This is a genomic window from Bacillus sp. SJZ110, assembly GCF_006715455.1.
GTDB classification, from domain to species: Bacteria; Bacillota; Bacilli; order Bacillales; family Bacillaceae; genus Bacillus; species Bacillus subtilis.
Genome location: NZ_VFNF01000002.1, coordinates 596,741 through 616,032 on the forward strand (window position 1 = coordinate 596,741; position 19,292 = coordinate 616,032).

The following is a 19,292-nucleotide window of genomic DNA, read 5'->3' on the forward strand; positions in this document are numbered from 1 at the left end:
ATTAAATGATTTCGATCTCTTTTACATCGGTAATCGGCTGTTTGTGATGGACCGGGTCTTCAAAGTAAATATGCACGGGGCCGCCTTCTTGAATCGGCTTGCCTGCCTCACTGAAATGGACAATACTGTTCAGAGCAGTTTCCAGAGAAACGGCGGCCTTTCCCGAACTTGTGACAAATACACATTGTGTCGCAGAGCTGTTCGGCTCAGCATTTTTCAGGACAGTCCCAAGTCTCATTGCGAAACTGCCGTTCATCAGTTTTTGCTTCTCATATTGCTTTTCCGTCTTTAATGTAGGCGGCGCGATTCGCCCCTCTCTGATGACGCGTTCCGGATCAAGGTCTGATTCATCCCCGGCTGATTGTAAATATGTGTCTTGACTGTCCCCTTTGCGGTCAAACGAAAATTTGCGATCATCAAAAATCCATACGCTTGGATCAATGGTAATTGGATATGTAACATTGCCTTTTACTTGGATAACGCTCATGATATGACCCCCTTCTCTCAAAATTATAAAAGTTTTCGCATGAATTGTCACTTTGTGTACAAATTATGTGTATTGAAATGCTGAGGGAACGAGGGTGTTTGCATGGTATGCCGGCATAATGATGAGCTTGAAGCCTTAGTGAAAAAGGCGAAAAAAGTAACGGACAAGGGGGAGGTAGCCAGCTATATTCCCGCCTTGGCAAAAGCTGATAAACACGACCTGTCAGTGGCGATTTATTATTCCAATAATGTTTGTCTGTCAGCAGGTGACGTAGAAAAAACATTTACGCTTCAAAGTATATCGAAAGTCCTTTCCCTTGCTTTGGTGTTAATGGAATACGGCAAAGATAAGGTCTTCAGTTATGTTGGACAGGAGCCGACCGGTGATCCGTTTAATTCAATTATCAAGCTCGAAACGGTGAATCCGAGCAAGCCGTTAAACCCTATGATTAATGCCGGGGCATTGGTAGTGACAAGTCTGATAAGAGGAAGAACGGTGAAAGAGAGACTTGATTATTTGCTTTCTTTTATCAGAAGGCTGACAAACAACCAAGAGATTACATACTGCCGGGAAGTGGCTGAATCTGAATACAGCACTTCAATGATTAATCGGGCGATGTGTTATTATATGAAGCAGTACGGCATTTTTGAAGATGATGTAGAAGCAGTAATGGATTTATACACGAAGCAATGCGCGATTGAGATGAACAGCTTGGATTTAGCGAAAATCGGATCTGTATTTGCATTGAACGGCGGACATCCAGAGACTGGGGAGCAAGTCATCTCAAAAGATGTCGCTAGAATTTGCAAAACGTTTATGGTGACGTGCGGAATGTACAATGCAAGCGGGGAATTCGCAATTAAGGTCGGAATTCCTGCGAAAAGCGGCGTATCCGGCGGGATTATGGGCATTTCGCCTTACGATTTCGGGATCGGCATATTCGGCCCCGCATTAGACGAAAAAGGGAACAGCATTGCAGGTGTAAAGCTTTTGGAAATAATGTCTGAGATGTACAGGCTGAGTATTTTTTAATTTATGTCATATGCTTAAATCCTCTTGCATTTTCTGTTGATACCCTTTATGATAAATAGAAGAATTAGGTACTCGCCTGGGGAACGGAGGGATACTTTTGGCTTCAGAGATGATAGTTGACCATCGGCAAAAAGCTTTTGAACTCTTAAAAGTGGACGCTGAGAAGATTTTGAAGCTGATCCGAGTACAAATGGATAACTTAACGATGCCTCAATGTCCTCTATATGAAGAGGTTTTAGATACTCAAATGTTCGGGCTTTCGAGGGAAATCGATTTTGCTGTCCGCCTGGGATTGGTTGATGAAAAAGACGGTAAAGACCTTTTATACACATTGGAACGCGAATTGTCTGCTTTACATGACGCGTTTACAGCTAAATAAATGATAAAACTCAAACTTATTAACAGTTTGGGTTTTTTTATAACCGCTATTTTTCTCTCATCTCATAAAAGACGGACTTTTTTTACACATTCCTTCCGAATCGTATAGAGATTCTTCGTCTCGTTTGATAAATTGTAGTAAAATAAAAAAGATAAATACATAAAAACCATAGATAATGGAAGTTAGAAGCAGGGAAGAGGATGTTATGTTAAAAAAAATGCTAAAATCTTATGATTACTCACTGATATTCGCAATCGTTTTATTATGCGGATTCGGTTTAGTGATGGTATACAGCTCAAGCATGATTACAGCTGTCTCCCGGTATGGAGTAAGCAGTAATTTTTTCTTCATGCGGCAGCTGTTTGCTTTAATTGCGGGTGGCGCTCTATTTATTCTCATGGCGTTGTTTCCTTACAAGGCACTGGCCCATCAAAAGTTTCAGAAAGGGATACTGCTTGTATCTGTTCTTGCGCTTATCTCACTGTTTGTTTTCGGGCATGTTGCCGGAAACGCGCAGAGCTGGTTTAAAATCGGCGGAATGAGTATTCAGCCTGGGGAGTTTGTGAAACTGGTCGTGATTTTATACCTTGCAGCCGTATATGCAAAAAAACAAAGTTATATCGACCATCTGTTAACGGGAGTAGCCCCTCCGGTAGTCATGACGCTTATAATTTGCGGGTTAATTGCCATGCAGCCAGATTTCGGTACAGCCATGATTATAGGGTTAATTGCGACGTGCATGATCTTGTGCTCCGGATTCAGCGGAAAGACGCTGGTGAGGCTGCTTTTGCTCGGCGGAATTGTTTTCATTTTAGTCAGCCCGATTCTCTATTTAAATCAGGATCAAATTTTAACTAAAGGCCGTTTGGCGCGTTTTGAGAGTCTTGAAGACCCATTTAAGTATGCAAATTCATCAGGTTTGCAAGTGATCAATTCTTATTATGCGATCAGCTCAGGCGGCATTTTCGGCCTGGGGCTCGGTGAAAGTATCCAAAAATACGGATATCTGCCTGAATCACACACTGACTTTATTATGGCTGTCATTGCTGAAGAGCTCGGCATTTTTGGGGTATTGTTTGTGATTTTCTTATTGGGTTTTGTCGTCATAAAAGGTTTTTATATTGCCAGAAAATGTGAGGACCCGTTTGGAAGTCTTCTGGCGATCGGCATTTCAAGCATGATTGCCATCCAGTCGTTTATTAACCTTGGCGGTGTCAGCGGATTAATTCCGATTACAGGGGTTACGCTGCCATTTATCAGTTACGGGGGCTCTTCTTTGGTGCTGCTGCTGGGGAGTATGGGGATATTAGCGAATATCAGCATGTTTGTGAAATATTCAGAGAATAAGAAAAAGAAAGAGCCCTTGGCGCCGAAGGGAATGAAAAAGAAACAGCTCAAAAAAACTGTTTATCTGTAAAAAACAAGTGTGTACAGGGGAAGGATATTCCGCTATGATAGATTATATTCCATTCGGGTAAGGGGGAGAAAAGTTTGTCTCAGCAATCGATACAAAAAGTATTAGTAGCAAACAGGGGAGAAATTGCAATCCGAATATTCCGGGCGTGTACCGAGTTGAATATTCGAACAGTTGCGGTCTATTCAAAAGAAGATTCCGGTTCCTACCATCGGTACAAAGCGGATGAAGCATACTTGGTCGGTGAAGGGAAAAAACCGATTGATGCTTACCTGGATATTGAAGGTATCATTGATATTGCGAAAAGAAACAAAGTCGATGCAATTCATCCGGGATACGGTTTCTTATCTGAAAATATTCATTTTGCGAGACGATGTGAAGAAGAAGGCATCGTATTCATTGGTCCAAAATCCGAGCATCTCGATATGTTTGGTGACAAGGTAAAAGCGCGTGAGCAGGCAGAAAAAGCGGGAATCCCCGTGATTCCGGGAAGCGACGGTCCTGCCGAAACGCTTGAAGCCGTCGAACAATTTGGACAAGCTAACGGTTATCCGATCATCATTAAAGCCTCGCTTGGCGGCGGCGGCCGTGGTATGCGGATTGTCAGATCTGAAAGTGAAGTTAAAGAAGCATATGAGCGTGCTAAATCAGAGGCGAAAGCAGCCTTTGGCAATGATGAAGTTTATGTAGAAAAATTAATTGAGAATCCGAAACATATTGAGGTTCAGGTCATTGGAGACAAGCAGGGAAATGTCGTCCATCTTTTTGAGAGGGATTGCTCCGTTCAAAGACGCCATCAAAAGGTCATTGAAGTGGCGCCGAGTGTCTCGCTGTCACCTGAATTAAGGGACCAAATTTGTGAGGCGGCAGTTGCGCTTGCCAAAAATGTAAACTATATAAATGCGGGGACGGTCGAATTCCTTGTTGCAAACAACGAGTTCTACTTTATTGAAGTAAACCCTCGCGTACAAGTTGAACACACGATAACAGAAATGATTACTGGTGTCGATATTGTTCAAACTCAGATCCTTGTTGCCCAAGGGCACAGCCTTCACAGCAAAAAAGTAAATATTCCTGAGCAAAAGGACATTTTTACAATCGGCTATGCCATTCAGTCACGGGTTACGACTGAGGATCCGCAAAATGATTTCATGCCTGATACAGGAAAAATCATGGCTTACCGCTCAGGCGGCGGTTTTGGTGTCCGTCTTGATACCGGAAACAGCTTCCAGGGCGCCGTGATCACACCTTACTATGATTCACTTCTCGTTAAGCTTTCAACTTGGGCTTTAACGTTTGAACAGGCAGCTGCCAAAATGGTGCGAAACCTTCAGGAGTTTAGAATCAGAGGCATAAAAACGAACATTCCATTCCTTGAGAACGTTGCAAAACATGAGAAGTTCCTGACAGGGCAATATGATACATCTTTCATTGATACAACGCCTGAATTATTTAATTTCCCTAAACAAAAAGACCGCGGAACGAAAATGCTCACTTACATCGGCAATGTGACAGTAAACGGTTTCCCCGGAATCGGGAAAAAAGAAAAACCGGCGTTTGACAAACCGTTAAGCGTAAAAGTAGACGTTGATCAGCAGCCTGCCAAAGGAACAAAGCAAATTCTCGATGAAAAAGGCGCAGAAGGGCTTGCAAATTGGGTTAAGGAGCAGAAATCTGTCCTTTTAACTGATACGACATTCAGGGATGCCCACCAATCGTTATTGGCAACTAGAATCAGATCGCATGATTTGAAAAAAATCGCAAATCCGACGGCTGCGTTATGGCCTGAACTATTCAGTATGGAAATGTGGGGAGGCGCGACCTTCGATGTAGCCTACCGATTCCTGAAAGAAGATCCGTGGAAGCGTTTGGAAGATCTTCGCAAAGAAGTGCCGAATACCTTATTCCAGATGCTGCTACGCTCATCAAATGCGGTCGGCTATACGAATTATCCGGACAATGTGATTAAAGAATTTGTGAAGCAATCAGCTCAATCCGGTATTGATGTGTTTCGTATTTTCGACAGCTTAAACTGGGTAAAAGGGATGACGTTAGCCATTGATGCTGTTAGGGATACCGGCAAAGTGGCAGAAGCTGCGATTTGTTATACGGGAGATATCCTTGACAAGAACCGGACGAAGTACGACCTTGCATATTATACATCGATGGCGAAGGAGCTTGAGGCGGCCGGAGCCCATATTCTCGGGATTAAAGATATGGCAGGGCTGTTAAAACCGCAGGCTGCATATGAGCTCGTTTCTGCGTTGAAAGAAACGATCGACATTCCGGTTCACCTTCATACGCATGATACGAGCGGAAACGGTATTTATATGTATGCGAAAGCTGTTGAAGCCGGCGTTGATATCATAGACGTGGCGGTCAGCTCAATGGCGGGATTAACGTCACAGCCTAGCGCGAGCGGATTTTATCATGCGATGGAAGGCAACGACCGCCGTCCGGAAATGAATGTCCAAGGCGTTGAATTGCTGTCCCAATATTGGGAGTCGGTGCGTAAATATTATAGTGAATTTGAAAGCGGAATGAAGTCTCCGCATACTGAAATTTATGAACACGAAATGCCAGGGGGCCAATACAGCAACCTGCAGCAGCAAGCCAAGGGAGTAGGCCTTGGCGACCGCTGGAACGAAGTCAAGGAAATGTACAGACGCGTGAACGATATGTTCGGTGACATCGTCAAGGTAACGCCTTCCTCAAAAGTAGTCGGAGATATGGCACTCTACATGGTGCAAAACAATCTGACTGAAAAAGACGTTTACGAAAAAGGTGAATCTTTAGATTTCCCTGATTCTGTCGTGGAGCTTTTTAAAGGAAATATCGGCCAGCCTCATGGCGGATTCCCAGAAAAACTGCAAAAGCTGATCTTAAAAGGGCAGGAGCCGATTACAGTCAGACCGGGCGAACTGCTTGAGCCGGTGTCATTTGAAGCGATCAAACAGGAATTTAAAGAGCAGCATAACTTGGAAATTTCAGATCAGGATGCTGTGGCATATGCCCTTTATCCTAAAGTCTTCACTGATTATGTGAAAACGACAGAAAGCTATGGAGACATCTCGGTATTAGATACACCGACATTCTTCTACGGTATGACATTAGGTGAAGAGATAGAAGTTGAAATTGAGCGCGGCAAAACGCTGATCGTTAAGCTGATTTCAATCGGTGAGCCTCAGCCTGATGCCACCCGCGTCGTTTATTTCGAACTCAACGGGCAGCCGCGTGAAGTAGTCATTAAAGATGAAAGCATTAAGTCTTCCGTTCAGGAAAGGCTGAAAGCAGACCGGACAAATCCAAGCCACATCGCAGCTTCCATGCCTGGAACAGTTATTAAGGTATTGGCTGAAGCAGGCACAAAAGTCAATAAAGGTGATCATTTGATGATTAATGAAGCGATGAAAATGGAAACAACGGTTCAGGCGCCTTTCTCAGGAACAATCAAGCAGGTTCATGTGAAAAATGGTGAGCCGATCCAAACGGGAGATCTGCTCCTTGAAATTGAAAAAGCATAAAAAACAAAGAGTGTATATCATTTGATATACACTCTTGTTTTTTATATAGAAAATGTGGAGTGAAACAGATGGTTAGAAGAGATATAAGGGGACTTCAGAGATTATAGAGTACTGTCACAAGCCCAAAATAAAAAGAGGCTTATATACCACCAATTTTTTAGATGCTTTGTAGTAGTCCATGCATATTTCTTTAAGCACTATCTGATTTTCCAATGGCCAAAAGGCTTTAATACTTATGTTCGCGGACTATAGATGCATATGAAATTTCTATAATCACGATGAGAAAGGGGACAGGCCGAAGTGAGCCGCTCACTGATCATCAAGTTCAGCGAAGGCTGGCCATTGAAACAATAAAGCGCCAAAACAAGACATGAAAAAAGACCAAAGCCGCCTAAGGCTTTGGTCTTGAGTCCTTATGATTGCCTGGATTCGTAACGGAAACGAGCAATCAATAATAAGAAGTAGCATAGAACGCCAAACAGACAGGCAATAAAGAACGAGTGGGCAAGTGCAAAGCCCAGAGCCAGTTCAGAGTATACGATCATAATCCCGGACAGTGCCTGTAATGTAATGAAAATAAGACATGAGATCCATCCCCAAAAGATCTGTTTTTGATCTTTATAGGAGATAATAGCATGAACAGCGGCAACAATAATCCATACAAATAACAGTAAGGCTGCTGCTCTGTGGCCCATTTGCACCCATTCATGGAATTGGGTCGGAAGTCCATTGTTCAGCGGGCTGCACAGCGGCACATCAGGACATGCCAGACTTGATTCAGTGTGTCTTACATATGCGCCTGTATACACAACGATATAGGAATATATTAAAATTCCTATCATGTGAAATTGCATCTTTTTGCCGATTTGAAGCGGCTTAACCAGTGTTCTGACTGATTTATCAGCTTCAAATATGAGCAATGTCAAAATAAGCACTGAAGCAAAAGAAATTAATGAGATGCCGAAGTGAAGCGCCATAATCAGCGCGTTCGAACCGAATACGACAGCCAATGCGCCAAGCAATGCCTGAAGAAATAAAAAGATAATTGACATGATCGCGAGAAACGTTGTTTCACGGAAAATCGGCGTGATTTTTCTCCATGACCAAAACGCAAGGCTTAGCACAAGGACAATAGAGATTCCGCTTGCGAATCGGTGGCTCCATTCAATAATTGAAGCCGGATTCAGTTCAGGGAAAAAACGGCCGTGACACAGCGGCCACTGTCTGCCGCATCCTTGGCCGGAACCTGTTTTTGTAACGAGGGCACCCCCGATTAAAACAATTAGCATGACAAATGTCGTCAGAACACCGAGAGCTTTTAATGCTTTATTCATACAATATTCACCTTCTCAACATACTGCTGCAATTTTATATACGTTCCAAGTGTAAGCGAATATGTGTTTTGTGGCAATTCCCAGAGCCTTTTGTTCACAAAAATATAATAGAATGACGGCTTCTGGAAAATGTACACTTGATTATTCATGCCGGGTCTGATAGAAATAAGGTAAACGTAATGCCGATTTGGAGATTGCCTTCATCTTTGGTAAAATTCATAAAAAGTTCACAAATAAATTCCTGTTTGTCGTTTAATATTTAATAGGATGTTTTTTTACAAGATGTTATCTTGTATGATAGAGTTGCAGGTTATTTTATTCTCCTGCGTTAGGTTTGTAAGGGAGGTTTACGTTATGGCTAACTCCAGAATCTTAAATGATACAGCTATAGACGGACAAATTGAAGAAACAACGGCATGGAAAGATTTTCTGTCCCTTATTAAAATAGGGATCGTCAATTCTAACCTCATCACGACTTTCACTGGAATGTGGCTTGCACTGCATATTTCCGGTTTAAGTTTTTTAGGCAATATAAACACCGTTCTTCTTACGTTAATCGGGTCTTCACTGATTATTGCGGGCTCCTGTGCGATCAATAACTGGTATGACCGGGACATTGACCATCTTATGGAGCGTACGAAAGTAAGACCGACGGTTACGGGTAAAATTCAGCCGAGTCAGGCGTTATGGTCTGGAATTTTGCTGGTTGCTTTAGGATTGATCATGCTGCTGATGACAACTGTCATGGCTGCTGTTATCGGTTTTATCGGAGTCTTTACGTATGTTGTATTGTACACAATGTGGACGAAACGCCGCTATACGATTAACACAGTAGTAGGAAGCGTTTCCGGTGCAGTGCCGCCGCTTATTGGATGGACGGCAGTGGAAGGGAATATCGGTGTCGTAGCATGGGTGTTATTCATGATTTTATTTATTTGGCAGATTCCTCACTTCTTAGCATTGGCTATCAAGAAAACTGAGGATTACAGAGCTGCAAATATTCCGATGCTTCCTGTCGTATATGGTTTTGAAGTGACAAAAAGACAAATTATTGTGTGGGTTGCGTGCCTGATGCCGCTTCCGTTTTTCCTTGGTAGCCTGGGTCTTCCGATTGTCATTCTCGGCTTGCTGTTAAATATCGGCTGGCTGATTCTTGGCTTAATGGGATTCCGCTCCAAGAATATCATGAAGTGGGCAACGCAGATGTTCGTTTACTCGCTCAACTACATGACAATCTATTTCGTTGCCATGGTTGTCTTGACGCTTTTCTAAAAAATAGATATGATGCTTGTTTTATCGCTTCAAAATAAACGATGACAACTAGTAAATGCCGCCTTGACCTCTTGTTTAATCAGGCGGCTTTACTTTTATACATAGATGGCATTTTGAGTAAAAAAACTCATAATTTAAGAGAAGAGGAAATGTAAGTGCTTTATTGGTGATAGGTTGGATGGCGATAGATTTCGATCCGCTTTCCGCCTTTGTATTGACCAGAAAAGGGGTTGGGTGAAATGGTAAAGCATTGGCGTCTTATTTTATTATTAGCCTTAGTGCCGCTTCTATTAAGCGGATGTGGAAAACCTTTTTTATCCACGCTCAAGCCTGCTGGCGAGGTGGCTGATAAACAGTATGACCTGACAGTGCTCAGCACATTGATTATGGTGGTTGTTGTTGCAGTAGTATCTGTTATCTTCTTTTATGTGATTGTGAGATTCAGAAGATCACGGGTCGGTGAGAACACGATACCGAAACAGGTAGAGGGGAATAAATTTTTAGAAATCACATGGACCGTGATCCCGATTTTGCTGCTCATTATTCTTGTGATTCCTGTTGTATTATATACGCTGGAGCTAGCGGACACATCACCAATGGATAAGAAAGGCCGCAAAGCTGAGGATGCTCTTGTAGTCAATGTTAGGGCAAATTTATACTGGTGGGAGTTTGAGTACCCTGATTACGGCATTATCACAAGCCAGGAGCTGATTGTACCGACAGATCAGCGTGTATATTTTAATTTAAAAGCCTCTGATGTAAAACATTCCTTCTGGATTCCTTCAGTTGGAGGAAAACTTGATACGAATACGGATAATGAAAATAAGTTCTTCCTGACATTTGATTCAAAACGAAGCAAAGAGGCAGGAGATATGTTTTTTGGGAAGTGTGCAGAGCTTTGCGGCCCTTCACATGCCCTGATGGATTTTAAGGTGAAGACGATGTCTGCAAAGGAATTTCAGGGCTGGACAAAAGAAATGAAAAACTATAAATCTACAGCAGAGAGCGATTTGGCTAAGCAGGGTGAAGAACTGTTTAAAGAGAAAAACTGCCTGAGCTGCCATGCGGTAGAGCCGAATGATAAGCGTGCAGAAGCCGCTAGAACGGCACCTAACTTGGCGACCTTCGGTGAAAGGACAAAAGTGGCAGGGGTGAAAGAGGCCAACAAAGAAAATGTGAAGGCTTGGCTGAAGGACCCTGACAGCATAAAGCCGGGGAACAAAATGACAGGCACATATCCAAAGCTCTCAGACAGCGAAACAGATGCGCTTTATGAATACTTAAAAGGCTTAAAAGCGGAAAGCAAGTAGGGAAGAAAGGGAGATATTGGGGGAGGTCACATATGTTGAATGCGCTTACAGAAAAGCGGACGCGCGGATCTATGCTTTGGGATTATTTGACGACGGTGGACCATAAAAAAATCGCGATTCTTTATTTAGTAGCAGGGGGATTCTTCTTTCTTGTCGGGGGAATTGAAGCGATGTTTATCAGAATTCAGCTTGCAAAGCCGGAAAATGCGTTTCTCAGTGCTCAAGCGTACAATGAAGTAATGACTATGCACGGAACGACGATGATCTTTCTGGCTGCGATGCCGCTCTTATTTGCCTTGATGAATGCGGTTGTGCCTTTGCAGATCGGGGCTCGGGACGTTTCGTTTCCATTTTTAAACGCGCTTGGTTTTTGGCTCTTCTTTTTCGGGGGCATTTTCTTAAATCTAAGCTGGTTTTTGGGCGGAGCGCCAGATGCGGGCTGGACGTCATATGCCTCACTTTCGCTTCATTCTAAAGGGCACGGCATAGACTTTTTCGTCCTCGGACTCCAAATATCGGGGCTCGGGACGCTGATAGCCGGGATTAACTTTTTGGCCACGATTATCAACATGAGGGCTCCGGGCATGACGTATATGAGGCTGCCTTTGTTTACATGGACGACATTTGTGGCCTCGGCATTGATTTTGTTCGCGTTTCCGCCGCTTACGGTTGGATTGGCTCTCATGATGCTGGATCGGCTGTTCGGAACCAATTTCTTTAATCCGGAGCTTGGCGGAAATACGGTCATTTGGGAACATTTATTTTGGATCTTCGGCCACCCGGAGGTTTATATCCTAATTTTGCCTGCATTTGGTATTTTTTCTGAGGTCATCCCTGTGTTCGCCAGAAAGCGTTTGTTTGGCTATTCTTCAATGGTTTTTGCAATCGTGCTCATCGGCTTTCTGGGCTTTATGGTTTGGGTGCACCACATGTTCACGACTGGTCTCGGCCCGATTGCAAATGCGATTTTTGCGGTTGCAACAATGGCTATCGCGATTCCGACCGGGATTAAGATTTTTAACTGGCTGTTGACGATTTGGGGAGGAAATGTGAAGTATACAACCGCTATGCTGTATGCTGTCTCATTTATTCCATCCTTTGTGCTCGGCGGTGTGACGGGAGTCATGCTGGCAGCTGCTGCGGCTGATTATCAGTTCCATGATACGTATTTTGTGGTTGCGCACTTCCACTACGTCATTATTGGCGGCGTTGTATTCGGCCTTTTAGCCGGTGTTCATTTCTGGTGGCCGAAAATGTTCGGTAAAATTCTGCATGAAACGATGGGGAAAATTTCATTTGTATTGTTTTTTATCGGCTTTCACCTCACGTTTTTCATTCAGCATTTTGTCGGCTTAATGGGGATGCCGCGCCGGGTTTATACGTTTTTGCCAGGACAGGGTCTGGAAACCGGCAACTTGATCAGTACAATCGGGGCGTTTTTTATGGCGGCAGCTGTTATTCTTCTGCTGGTCAATGTCATATGGACATCGGTAAAAGGTGAATATGTAGGTGCTGATCCATGGCATGACGGACGTACGCTGGAATGGACCGTTTCTTCACCGCCGCCGGAGTATAACTTTAAACAGCTTCCTTTTGTCAGAGGACTTGATCCATTTTGGATTGAGAAGCAGGCAGGGCACGAATCAATGACGCCGGCGGAACCGGTTGATGATATTCATATGCCAAACGGCTCAATCCTGCCGCTCGTCATTTCCTTCGGCCTTTTTGTCGCAGCGTTCGGGCTGCTGTACAGAAGTGATTACGCTTGGGGCCTGCCGGTGATCTTTATCGGGCTCGGCATCACATTTATTACGATGCTGCTTCGTTCAGTAATTGATGATCACGGCTATCATATTCATAAAGAGGAACTGCCGAACGATGATAAAGGGGTGAAGGCATAATGCAAGTTCAAGAAAAATTCACCGCAGAAACCTTTCCGGCTTCTCCTGAAAAAGTAACACTGGAAGGGAAAAATAAATTTTTAGGCTTTTGGCTTTTTCTTGGCGGAGAGACTGTTCTGTTTGCGTCTCTCTTCGCCACGTTTCTTGCGCTTCGGAATTCAAATGCCGGTGATCCGCCTACGACGGAAATGTTCGATGTGACACTTGTATTCATTGCCACAATGCTTCTATTAACGAGCAGTTTAACGAGTGTGTACGCGATGTACCACATGAAGAACTTTTCCTTCGGCAAGATGCAGCTTTGGCTGGGAATTACGATTTTATTGGGGGCGGGCTTTTTAGGACTGGAAATCTATGAGTTCAAGCATTACACCCATGAATTTGGCTTTACCATCACAAGCTCTGCCCTTGGTTCTGCGTTTTACACGCTTGTCGGTACACACGGCGCCCACGTGGCATTTGGGCTTATGTGGATCAGCACGCTTATGATCCGCAATGCCAAGAGAGGGCTGAATCTGTATACGGCGCCTAAGTTTTACGTTGCCAGCCTTTATTGGCACTTTATTGATGTCGTGTGGGTCTTCATCTTTACCGTTGTATATTTAATGGGGATGGTGGGATAAACATGGTCGATAAAAAAAGCAGAGGGCATATCAATAGCGACCTTGAATTTAAGAAAAAAAAGCATGCCCGAGAGATGAAATATCAAGTCCTGTCTTTTGGTTTAATGATCGGTCTTACGATTGTTGCATTTCTGACTGTGGCCACGGACGGTGTCGGCAGCTGGTTTACGATTCCTTTCATTATTTTGCTAGCTGCAATTCAAGTCATCTTTCAGCTGTATTATTTCATGCATATGAATCAGAAAGGGCATGAGGCGCCGGCACTGTTTTTGTATTCAGGGGTGTTTGTCGCGTTTATCACTGTGCTTGCGTTTGTGACAATTATATGGTGGTAATTTGAACAGCCGCCGGAGGTGAAGAAATGAATCAGTTGGAGATATTTGGGTTTCGCGCGATGTGGAGCCCTTATCTTTTTTGTATCCTGTTAGGCATTACGGCGCTTTATCTCTATTTTTACAGGCGAATGTCTTCAAAGCCAAATCGAATAACTGGTAAAGAGATGGTATGCTTTCTGTCGGCGATGCTGTTTTTATATGCAGCCGAGGGAAGCCCGGTTGATCTGCTCGGACATATTATGTTCAGCGCACATATGGTGCAGATGGCCGTCCTGTATTTGGTTGTCCCGCCGCTGTTAATCGCGGGAATTCCTGCATGGCTCTGGGAAAAAATCATTTTCAGGCCTTCAATCAAACCGTTTTTTTCCTTTTTTACGACGCCTTTAATTGCTTTGCTTTTGTTTAACGGCATTTTTTCTTTATATCATGTACCGCTTATATTTGATACTGTCAAAACGGATCCGTTTTACCATACATTAATCACTTGGCTTATCTTTGTGCTTGCGTTCTTCATGTGGTGGCCGCTTGTTCATAAGGTTGAGCGTCTACGGCAGCTCAGCGGCTTGATGAAGCTGGGTTATATTATGGCGGACGGTATGCTGCTCACACCTGCTTGCGCCTTGATCATGTTCAGCGGTGCACCGTTATACGCCACCTATACAGATCCGGCTTTATGGGCTGAGGCAATGAGGCTTTGTGTGCCAGCGGATATGATGGGGCAGGTCCCATTAACAGGGCCAGAGATGTTGAATACACTGCCTTTGTTAGAGGATCAGCAGCTCGGAGCAGTCATGATGAAAATCATTCAGGAAATTGTGTACGGTACTTTTTTGGCCATTATTTTTTTCCAATGGGTGAAGAAAGAAAGGGAAAAGGACGGGCAGGAGGAGCCGCCGTATATTCAGCAGACGATATCATAAAAGGTACAGCGAAATATGCTGTACCTTTTCGTTACATTTGAACTGTTTTTAACATGTTGGCTATGTCCTGAATCAGTGCCTTGCTTTTTGTCACAACCTGTACGGGAAACTCTTCCGTTTCTCCATATTCTACTCCATGAGGGTAGTAATGCTTTCCTAGGAGAGGGGACATTAATTGAATCACGGCGCGCCCGCTTCCGACATCGCCTTCTGCCGCAATACCTTGTATCCGCAGGTAAAACGTACCCTCAATCGTCGAAAACTTCTTGTCATAGGTGACTCTCTCGTAATCCCATTGACCCGCTCTGATAAGACCTTTGCTTTCCATTAAGTCGTCTAGCCAGCTGAGCTCAGCCTTAACCCCTTCAAGTCCGCTTTCAGTAAACTTCAACACTGACCCCTCCTTATAAAAATTACCTTTCCTGACAATCATAGTATGAAAGCGTTAAACTTTCAATGAATCTTCTTCTTTTGAAAGTATGCAAAAATTAAATTTTGACGACAATAGCACTAGACTAAAGGAGGTTAAACGGATGACAAAAATAAAAGATCTGATGACAGCCGACTTGCAATATTGCACGGTATTAGATAATGTATATGAAGCTGCAGTAAAGATGAAGGACGCAAATGTAGGAGCGATTCCGGTAGTTGATGAGGACGGGGAAACATTGGTCGGCATCGTAACCGACCGCGATCTCGTATTAAGAGGAATCGCCATCAAAAAACCGAACTCGCAAAAAATCACTGACGCGATGACTGAAAAACCTGTCAGTGTGGAGGAAGATGCTTCAGTCGATGAGGTTCTTCATTTGATGGCATCGCATCAGCTCAGAAGAATACCAGTTACAAAAAATAAAAAACTGACTGGAATTGTCACGCTTGGTGATCTTTCTTTATCTGAGCAAACGAATGAACGTGCCGGCAGCGCCTTATCGGATATTTCCGAAGGCGATAATAGAGAAGAAGGCTTTTTTCATTAACACATAAATCTTTGACATGTTAAATAGGCTGTATTGTAATGGGATGTAAACAAGAGATTGTGAATCGCCACGGGGGTGATAGATTGAAAAATATATTGAGAGCAATGGTTATCCTCTTGATTATTTGCGGAACTTATGTTCTGTTTATTCAATATGGATCTGTTCCTGAAAAGAAATCAAATGACAGCGAGCCTCAGGTGTCAAATGAGGAAGCACAAAGCGGCAAACGAATACATATGCCGACCTCAGGATTATTGTCCTTCATGGGCAAGTCCGCCGATGAAGTAACGAAAAAGCTTGGGGAACCTGAACGCATTGACCCTTCAGCTTATGATTACGATTGGTGGGTATACAATCAAGGTAAGGACCAATATATCCAGATCGGGGTATTAAACAATAAAGTGGTCACATTATTCGCTGCTGGGAATGATATTAACGCCAAGCCTTTCAAAATTGGAGAATCAACTGGCGAAGTATTCAAGACCACCCAGGTGGCACCATTTGTGAATGTAGAGTATAAAGGAAATTCCTATCGGTTTGAATTTTCTGAAGAAGATATCAATACAAGACCGACTGTAAAGGTAGGAAAGATGTATGTCCAGCTGTATATGGACAAATTTGAGGGGAAGCTATCCAGCATCAGGGCGTTTGATGCGCAAACCTTTGTAAAGCAAAGACCTTATGAGGTAGTGTACCGCGGGGAATTAATTAAACCGAAAGCCGTTTCAGATGAGAAATGGAAAAAGATCCAAACAACGAGCGAAAAGCAAATCCTTGATTTGACGAATGTCATACGCTTTAAACATGGACTTGCGAAGCTTGAGTGGGATCAGCCAACGGCGGAGGTGGCATTTGGACATAGTGAGGATATGAAGGAAAATAATTATTTCTCCCATGTCTCTAAAAAATACGGCTCGCTGAAAGACCGCTTAGAAGAAGGGCATGTTGACTTTCAGCAAGCGGGGGAAAATATCGCATACAATTATGTGGACGGTCCGGCTGCTGTAGAAGGCTGGCTGAATAGCGAAGGCCATCGAAAAGCGCTTCTGAATTCAGATTATACGCATCTTGGTGTCGGAGTAGACCGGAAATATTACACCCAAAATTTTATTAAGCGATGGTAATGAAAGCCGCGGACGAATGGTCCCGGCTTTTTCTATTTCCATACAAACTGGTCTGAATGAATGTGCTGATAGCTTACAGATAAGGCCGTTTCCAATTCCTTCAGTCAGGCTTTTTCACCAGTGTATAGGGATATCGGTAAAAATTCATTTGGGAATGAATATAGGCGAACACAATGCCCGACAAAACGATACATTGTAGTAGGTAACGATTTTCGGAGGGGGTGAGGATTGTGGCGAATCAACATGCCAATCATTCAATCAATGACTTTAAACAATTCGTCAAAAAGCATCCCAAGCTGATAAAAGAAGTGCGCAAAGAACAAAGAAGCTGGCAGGACGTATATGAAAATTGGGTCCTCTTCGGGGAGAGCGACCCGATTTGGGATCCGTATCGGGAACCGGAAGAAGCTTCTGAAGCTGTGCCTGAAACACCGCAAAAAAATGATTTTGTCTCGAAAATGGTGACAGCGGTGAAAAAGATGGATGTCAATCAAATGAACGAACAAATCAATAAAATGAGCCAGTCGATCTCATCGTTGCAAAGCCTTCTTAATACATTTTCCGGAAGCGGACAGAAGCATTCTCAGCCAGGTTCTGGACAGCATCCTTTTTCTTTTCGAAAGGATTAAAAAAGGGGAGCTCATATGCGCAAAGAGGTTCAGGAATATATTTTAGCAAACGAAGAACGGAAACGATTCATCAGAGAACAGCCGATATGGTACCGCAGGCTTTCAAGAAAACCGGATGATCTGTCCTCCTTTCAGCTTGAAATGATGAATTTTTATGAAAAAACCATTCCGCATCGGGTGAATCAGTTTACGAACGGGATTCAAATGGCGCAAATGATGATGCAAATGTTTCAAGCGATGCGGACAAAAGATTAAAAGACCCTGAAAAAGGGTCTTTTTTCATGCGGTCATAAGGTTTTGTTGGCGGCTGCGGTTAAGCATTTTCCAATTGGCTGGTTTCATGGTAAACTAACAACTGGAGGTGCATGTTATGTATGCGACGATGGAATCCGTGCGGCTTCAAAGTGAAGCTCAGCAGCTTGCCGAGATGATTCTGCAGTCGGAGACGGCTGAGAACTACCGCAATTGTTACAAGCGTCTCCAGGAAGATGAAGAGGCAGGTCGGATTATTCGTTCTTTTATCAAAATAAAAGAGCAGTATGAGGATGTACAGCGTTTTGGCAAATATCATCCTGACTATAGAGAAATATCCCGGAAAATGAGGGAGATCAAACGTGAGCTGGACCTGAACGACAAGGTGGCTGACTTCAAGAGAGCTGAAAATGAGCTCCAGTCCATTCTTGATGAGGTCAGCGTTGAGATTGGGACAGCTGTTTCGGAGCATGTGAAAGTTCCGACTGGGAACCCTTATTTTGACGGTTTGTCTTCATGCGGAGGCGGCTGCGGTTCAGGCGGAAGCTGCGGATGTAAAGTGTCCTGACGAGACTGGCCGTCTCGTCTTTTACATATAAGAGAAAACAGGCAGGTGATTGTATTGGAGAATAGGCGCCAGGGCATGGTTGTGTATCTGCACTCCCTAAAGCAGAGCAAAATGCTGAGGAAGTTCGGGAATGTGCACTATGTATCAAAACGATTAAAATATGTCGTACTATACTGTGATATGAACCAAATTGAAAAAACAATGGACAAGATTGCGTCTTACTCATTTGTGAAAAAAGTGGAGCCTTCTTATAAACCGTTTTTAAAATTGGAATTCGAGTCAAAGCTTGATAAGGCAAAAGAATACGATTATAAAATCGGCATATAGCTATAAAAAAATCCCCGCAGGCATCTGCGGGGTCCTTCTATTCCTTAATATGTTAAGGAGAAGGCAAAGGGAGAGGAGAAACCGGAGGAAGAACTTATGGGGAAACGTAAGTCTTCTCCGCGGTTGGCAACAACATCCTCTAGATGCTGTTGCTTATAGTATGGACAAGGATCATGCTGCCTATACACCTGTTTATCAAGATTAGCGTTCATTGTTTGGAAGAATGCTTTATGTTAAGATAGGATTGATTTTTTTCTATGTACATAGCGGCGTCCGGCCGAATAAAGAAACAAAATAGCTTTTAGAAAAAGTGGTGTGGAACATGAGAGTAATTTCTGGATCAAAAAAAGGCCGTTCACTAAAGGCTGTACCCGGAACATCAACAAGACCGACAACCGACAAAGTGAAGGAATCCATTTTCAATATGATCGGCCCTTATTTTGACGGGGGCAGGGGACTTGACTTATTCGCAGGGAGCGGAGGTCTTGGAATCGAAGCGCTTTCACGCGGGTTTGAGCATTGTATATTCGTTGACCGTGATTTTAAAGCGATTCAAACGGTAAAATCTAATTTGAAAACGCTGGAGCTTACAAAACATGCACAGGTATACCGCAATGATGCGGAACGTGCTTTGCACGCTGCTGCTAAAAGAGAAAGCGGCTTTCGCGGAATTTTTCTCGATCCGCCGTATAAGGAACAAAAGCTGAAAGCACTTTTAACGCTGATTGACGAATATCAAATGCTGGAAGAAGACGGCTTTATCGTCGCTGAGCATGACAGAGAGGTCGAGCTTCCCGAAACCGTAGGAGAACTTGTGATGACAAGAAAAGAAACCTATGGGTTAACAGGTGTGGCGATTTATAAAAAGAGGGGGTAGTGAG

The 19,292-nt window shown here is 43.5% G+C and carries 20 protein-coding genes; 17 read left to right on the forward strand and 3 right to left on the reverse strand.

Annotated features, from left to right (window positions below; all coding sequences use genetic code 11):
* Position 1 precedes the first annotated feature (1 nt).
* A complete protein-coding gene (locus FB592_RS08720) occupies positions 2-487 on the reverse strand; it encodes a hypothetical protein (protein ID WP_003245279.1) in 486 nt (161 codons plus the stop codon).
* 102 nt (positions 488-589) lie between these two features.
* Here FB592_RS08720 and glsA point away from each other — a divergent pair, with 102 nt between their 5' ends.
* The 4 genes from glsA (at position 590) to pyc (ending at position 6,836) form a co-directional block, all read left to right on the forward strand.
* On the forward strand, positions 590-1,519 hold the full coding sequence (glsA, locus tag FB592_RS08725; RefSeq protein ID WP_141949442.1) for a glutaminase A: 930 nt from the start codon (positions 590-592) through the stop codon (positions 1,517-1,519).
* A 97-nt stretch (positions 1,520-1,616) separates the two neighbouring features.
* Positions 1,617-1,898 (forward strand): Fpa/YlaN family protein, encoded by a 282-nt coding sequence (locus FB592_RS08730; RefSeq protein ID WP_003245286.1) that lies wholly within the window; start codon positions 1,617-1,619, stop codon positions 1,896-1,898.
* A gap of 205 nt (positions 1,899-2,103) precedes the next feature.
* Positions 2,104-3,315 (forward strand): cell division protein FtsW, encoded by a 1,212-nt coding sequence (ftsW, locus tag FB592_RS08735; RefSeq protein WP_021479353.1) that lies wholly within the window; start codon positions 2,104-2,106, stop codon positions 3,313-3,315.
* A 74-nt stretch (positions 3,316-3,389) separates the two neighbouring features.
* The gene (gene pyc, locus FB592_RS08740; RefSeq protein WP_032725637.1) at positions 3,390-6,836 is read left to right on the forward strand and encodes a pyruvate carboxylase; all 3,447 of its coding nucleotides are present in this window, start codon (positions 3,390-3,392) and stop codon (positions 6,834-6,836) included.
* A gap of 413 nt (positions 6,837-7,249) precedes the next feature.
* Here pyc and ctaA read toward each other — a convergent pair whose 3' ends face one another.
* The gene (gene ctaA / locus FB592_RS08745; RefSeq protein WP_021479351.1) at positions 7,250-8,170 is read right to left on the reverse strand and encodes a heme A synthase CtaA; all 921 of its coding nucleotides are present in this window, start codon (positions 8,168-8,170) and stop codon (positions 7,250-7,252) included.
* A 354-nt stretch (positions 8,171-8,524) separates the two neighbouring features.
* On the opposite strand from ctaA, the gene cyoE reads away from it, so the two are divergent.
* The 6 genes from cyoE (at position 8,525) to ctaG (ending at position 14,531) form a co-directional block, all read left to right on the forward strand.
* Positions 8,525-9,442: a heme o synthase gene (cyoE, locus tag FB592_RS08750; protein WP_003232250.1), complete on the forward strand. Its 918-nt coding sequence runs from the start codon at positions 8,525-8,527 to the stop codon at positions 9,440-9,442.
* Positions 9,443-9,681: 239 nt separating this feature from the next.
* Complete coding sequence (coxB, locus tag FB592_RS08755) at positions 9,682-10,752, forward strand: cytochrome c oxidase subunit II (RefSeq protein WP_014663859.1); 1,071 nt, start codon at positions 9,682-9,684, stop codon at positions 10,750-10,752.
* Between the two features lie 32 nt (positions 10,753-10,784).
* On the forward strand, positions 10,785-12,653 hold the full coding sequence (gene ctaD, locus FB592_RS08760) for a cytochrome c oxidase subunit I (protein WP_021479350.1): 1,869 nt from the start codon (positions 10,785-10,787) through the stop codon (positions 12,651-12,653).
* Positions 12,653-13,276 carry a cytochrome c oxidase subunit III gene (gene ctaE / locus FB592_RS08765; RefSeq protein WP_003232244.1) on the forward strand — a complete coding sequence of 208 codons (624 nt, stop codon included), beginning with the start codon at positions 12,653-12,655 and terminating at the stop codon, positions 13,274-13,276. Before ctaD ends, ctaE begins: the two co-directional genes overlap by 1 nt.
* Before the next feature lie 2 nt (positions 13,277-13,278).
* Entirely contained in the window at positions 13,279-13,611 is a 333-nt protein-coding gene (ctaF, locus tag FB592_RS08770; protein WP_003232242.1) for a cytochrome c oxidase subunit IVB, read from the forward strand.
* A 26-nt stretch (positions 13,612-13,637) separates the two neighbouring features.
* Positions 13,638-14,531 carry a cytochrome c oxidase assembly factor CtaG gene (gene ctaG, locus FB592_RS08775; RefSeq protein WP_015715837.1) on the forward strand — a complete coding sequence of 298 codons (894 nt, stop codon included), beginning with the start codon at positions 13,638-13,640 and terminating at the stop codon, positions 14,529-14,531.
* 31 nt (positions 14,532-14,562) lie between these two features.
* On the opposite strand, the gene FB592_RS08780 is transcribed toward ctaG, so the two are convergent.
* A complete protein-coding gene (locus FB592_RS08780) occupies positions 14,563-14,925 on the reverse strand; it encodes a YugN family protein (RefSeq protein WP_003232238.1) in 363 nt (120 codons plus the stop codon).
* A gap of 139 nt (positions 14,926-15,064) precedes the next feature.
* Between FB592_RS08780 and FB592_RS08785 the strand changes: the two genes are divergently transcribed.
* The 7 genes from FB592_RS08785 to rsmD all read left to right on the forward strand — a co-directional run bounded on the left by FB592_RS08785 (position 15,065) and on the right by rsmD (position 19,288).
* A complete protein-coding gene (locus FB592_RS08785; protein WP_003221362.1) occupies positions 15,065-15,511 on the forward strand; it encodes a CBS domain-containing protein in 447 nt (148 codons plus the stop codon).
* Positions 15,512-15,594: 83 nt separating this feature from the next.
* Entirely contained in the window at positions 15,595-16,635 is a 1,041-nt protein-coding gene (locus FB592_RS08790; protein ID WP_032725641.1) for a CAP domain-containing protein, read from the forward strand.
* Positions 16,636-16,865: 230 nt separating this feature from the next.
* A complete protein-coding gene (gene ylbD, locus FB592_RS08795) occupies positions 16,866-17,264 on the forward strand; it encodes a YlbD family protein (protein ID WP_003232233.1) in 399 nt (132 codons plus the stop codon).
* A gap of 15 nt (positions 17,265-17,279) precedes the next feature.
* Positions 17,280-17,519 carry a YlbE-like family protein gene (locus FB592_RS08800; RefSeq protein ID WP_003232231.1) on the forward strand — a complete coding sequence of 80 codons (240 nt, stop codon included), beginning with the start codon at positions 17,280-17,282 and terminating at the stop codon, positions 17,517-17,519.
* A gap of 115 nt (positions 17,520-17,634) precedes the next feature.
* A complete protein-coding gene (gene ricF / locus FB592_RS08805; protein WP_003221370.1) occupies positions 17,635-18,084 on the forward strand; it encodes a regulatory iron-sulfur-containing complex subunit RicF in 450 nt (149 codons plus the stop codon).
* 54 nt (positions 18,085-18,138) lie between these two features.
* Positions 18,139-18,411 (forward strand): YlbG family protein, encoded by a 273-nt coding sequence (locus FB592_RS08810; RefSeq protein WP_015715839.1) that lies wholly within the window; start codon positions 18,139-18,141, stop codon positions 18,409-18,411.
* 322 nt (positions 18,412-18,733) lie between these two features.
* Entirely contained in the window at positions 18,734-19,288 is a 555-nt protein-coding gene (gene rsmD, locus FB592_RS08815; RefSeq protein ID WP_021479346.1) for a 16S rRNA (guanine(966)-N(2))-methyltransferase RsmD, read from the forward strand.
* The last annotated feature ends 4 nt before the right edge of the window (positions 19,289-19,292 follow it).

Coding starts and splice junctions, on each gene's coding strand:
- ctaG (WP_015715837.1), top strand. CDS start 13,638: ATGAATCAGTTGGAGATATTTGGGTTTCGCGCGATGTGGAGCCCTTAT.
- ctaE (WP_003232244.1), top strand. CDS start 12,653: ATGCAAGTTCAAGAAAAATTCACCGCAGAAACCTTTCCGGCTTCTCCT.
- glsA (WP_141949442.1), top strand. CDS start 590: ATGGTATGCCGGCATAATGATGAGCTTGAAGCCTTAGTGAAAAAGGCG.
- FB592_RS08720 (WP_003245279.1), bottom strand. CDS start 487: ATGAGCGTTATCCAAGTAAAAGGCAATGTTACATATCCAATTACCATT.
- ctaF (WP_003232242.1), top strand. CDS start 13,279: ATGGTCGATAAAAAAAGCAGAGGGCATATCAATAGCGACCTTGAATTT.
- ftsW (WP_021479353.1), top strand. CDS start 2,104: ATGTTAAAAAAAATGCTAAAATCTTATGATTACTCACTGATATTCGCA.
- coxB (WP_014663859.1), top strand. CDS start 9,682: ATGGTAAAGCATTGGCGTCTTATTTTATTATTAGCCTTAGTGCCGCTT.
- ctaD (WP_021479350.1), top strand. CDS start 10,785: ATGTTGAATGCGCTTACAGAAAAGCGGACGCGCGGATCTATGCTTTGG.
- cyoE (WP_003232250.1), top strand. CDS start 8,525: ATGGCTAACTCCAGAATCTTAAATGATACAGCTATAGACGGACAAATT.
- rsmD (WP_021479346.1), top strand. CDS start 18,734: ATGAGAGTAATTTCTGGATCAAAAAAAGGCCGTTCACTAAAGGCTGTA.
- FB592_RS08800 (WP_003232231.1), top strand. CDS start 17,280: ATGCGCAAAGAGGTTCAGGAATATATTTTAGCAAACGAAGAACGGAAA.
- ricF (WP_003221370.1), top strand. CDS start 17,635: ATGTATGCGACGATGGAATCCGTGCGGCTTCAAAGTGAAGCTCAGCAG.
- ctaA (WP_021479351.1), bottom strand. CDS start 8,170: ATGAATAAAGCATTAAAAGCTCTCGGTGTTCTGACGACATTTGTCATG.
- FB592_RS08785 (WP_003221362.1), top strand. CDS start 15,065: ATGACAAAAATAAAAGATCTGATGACAGCCGACTTGCAATATTGCACG.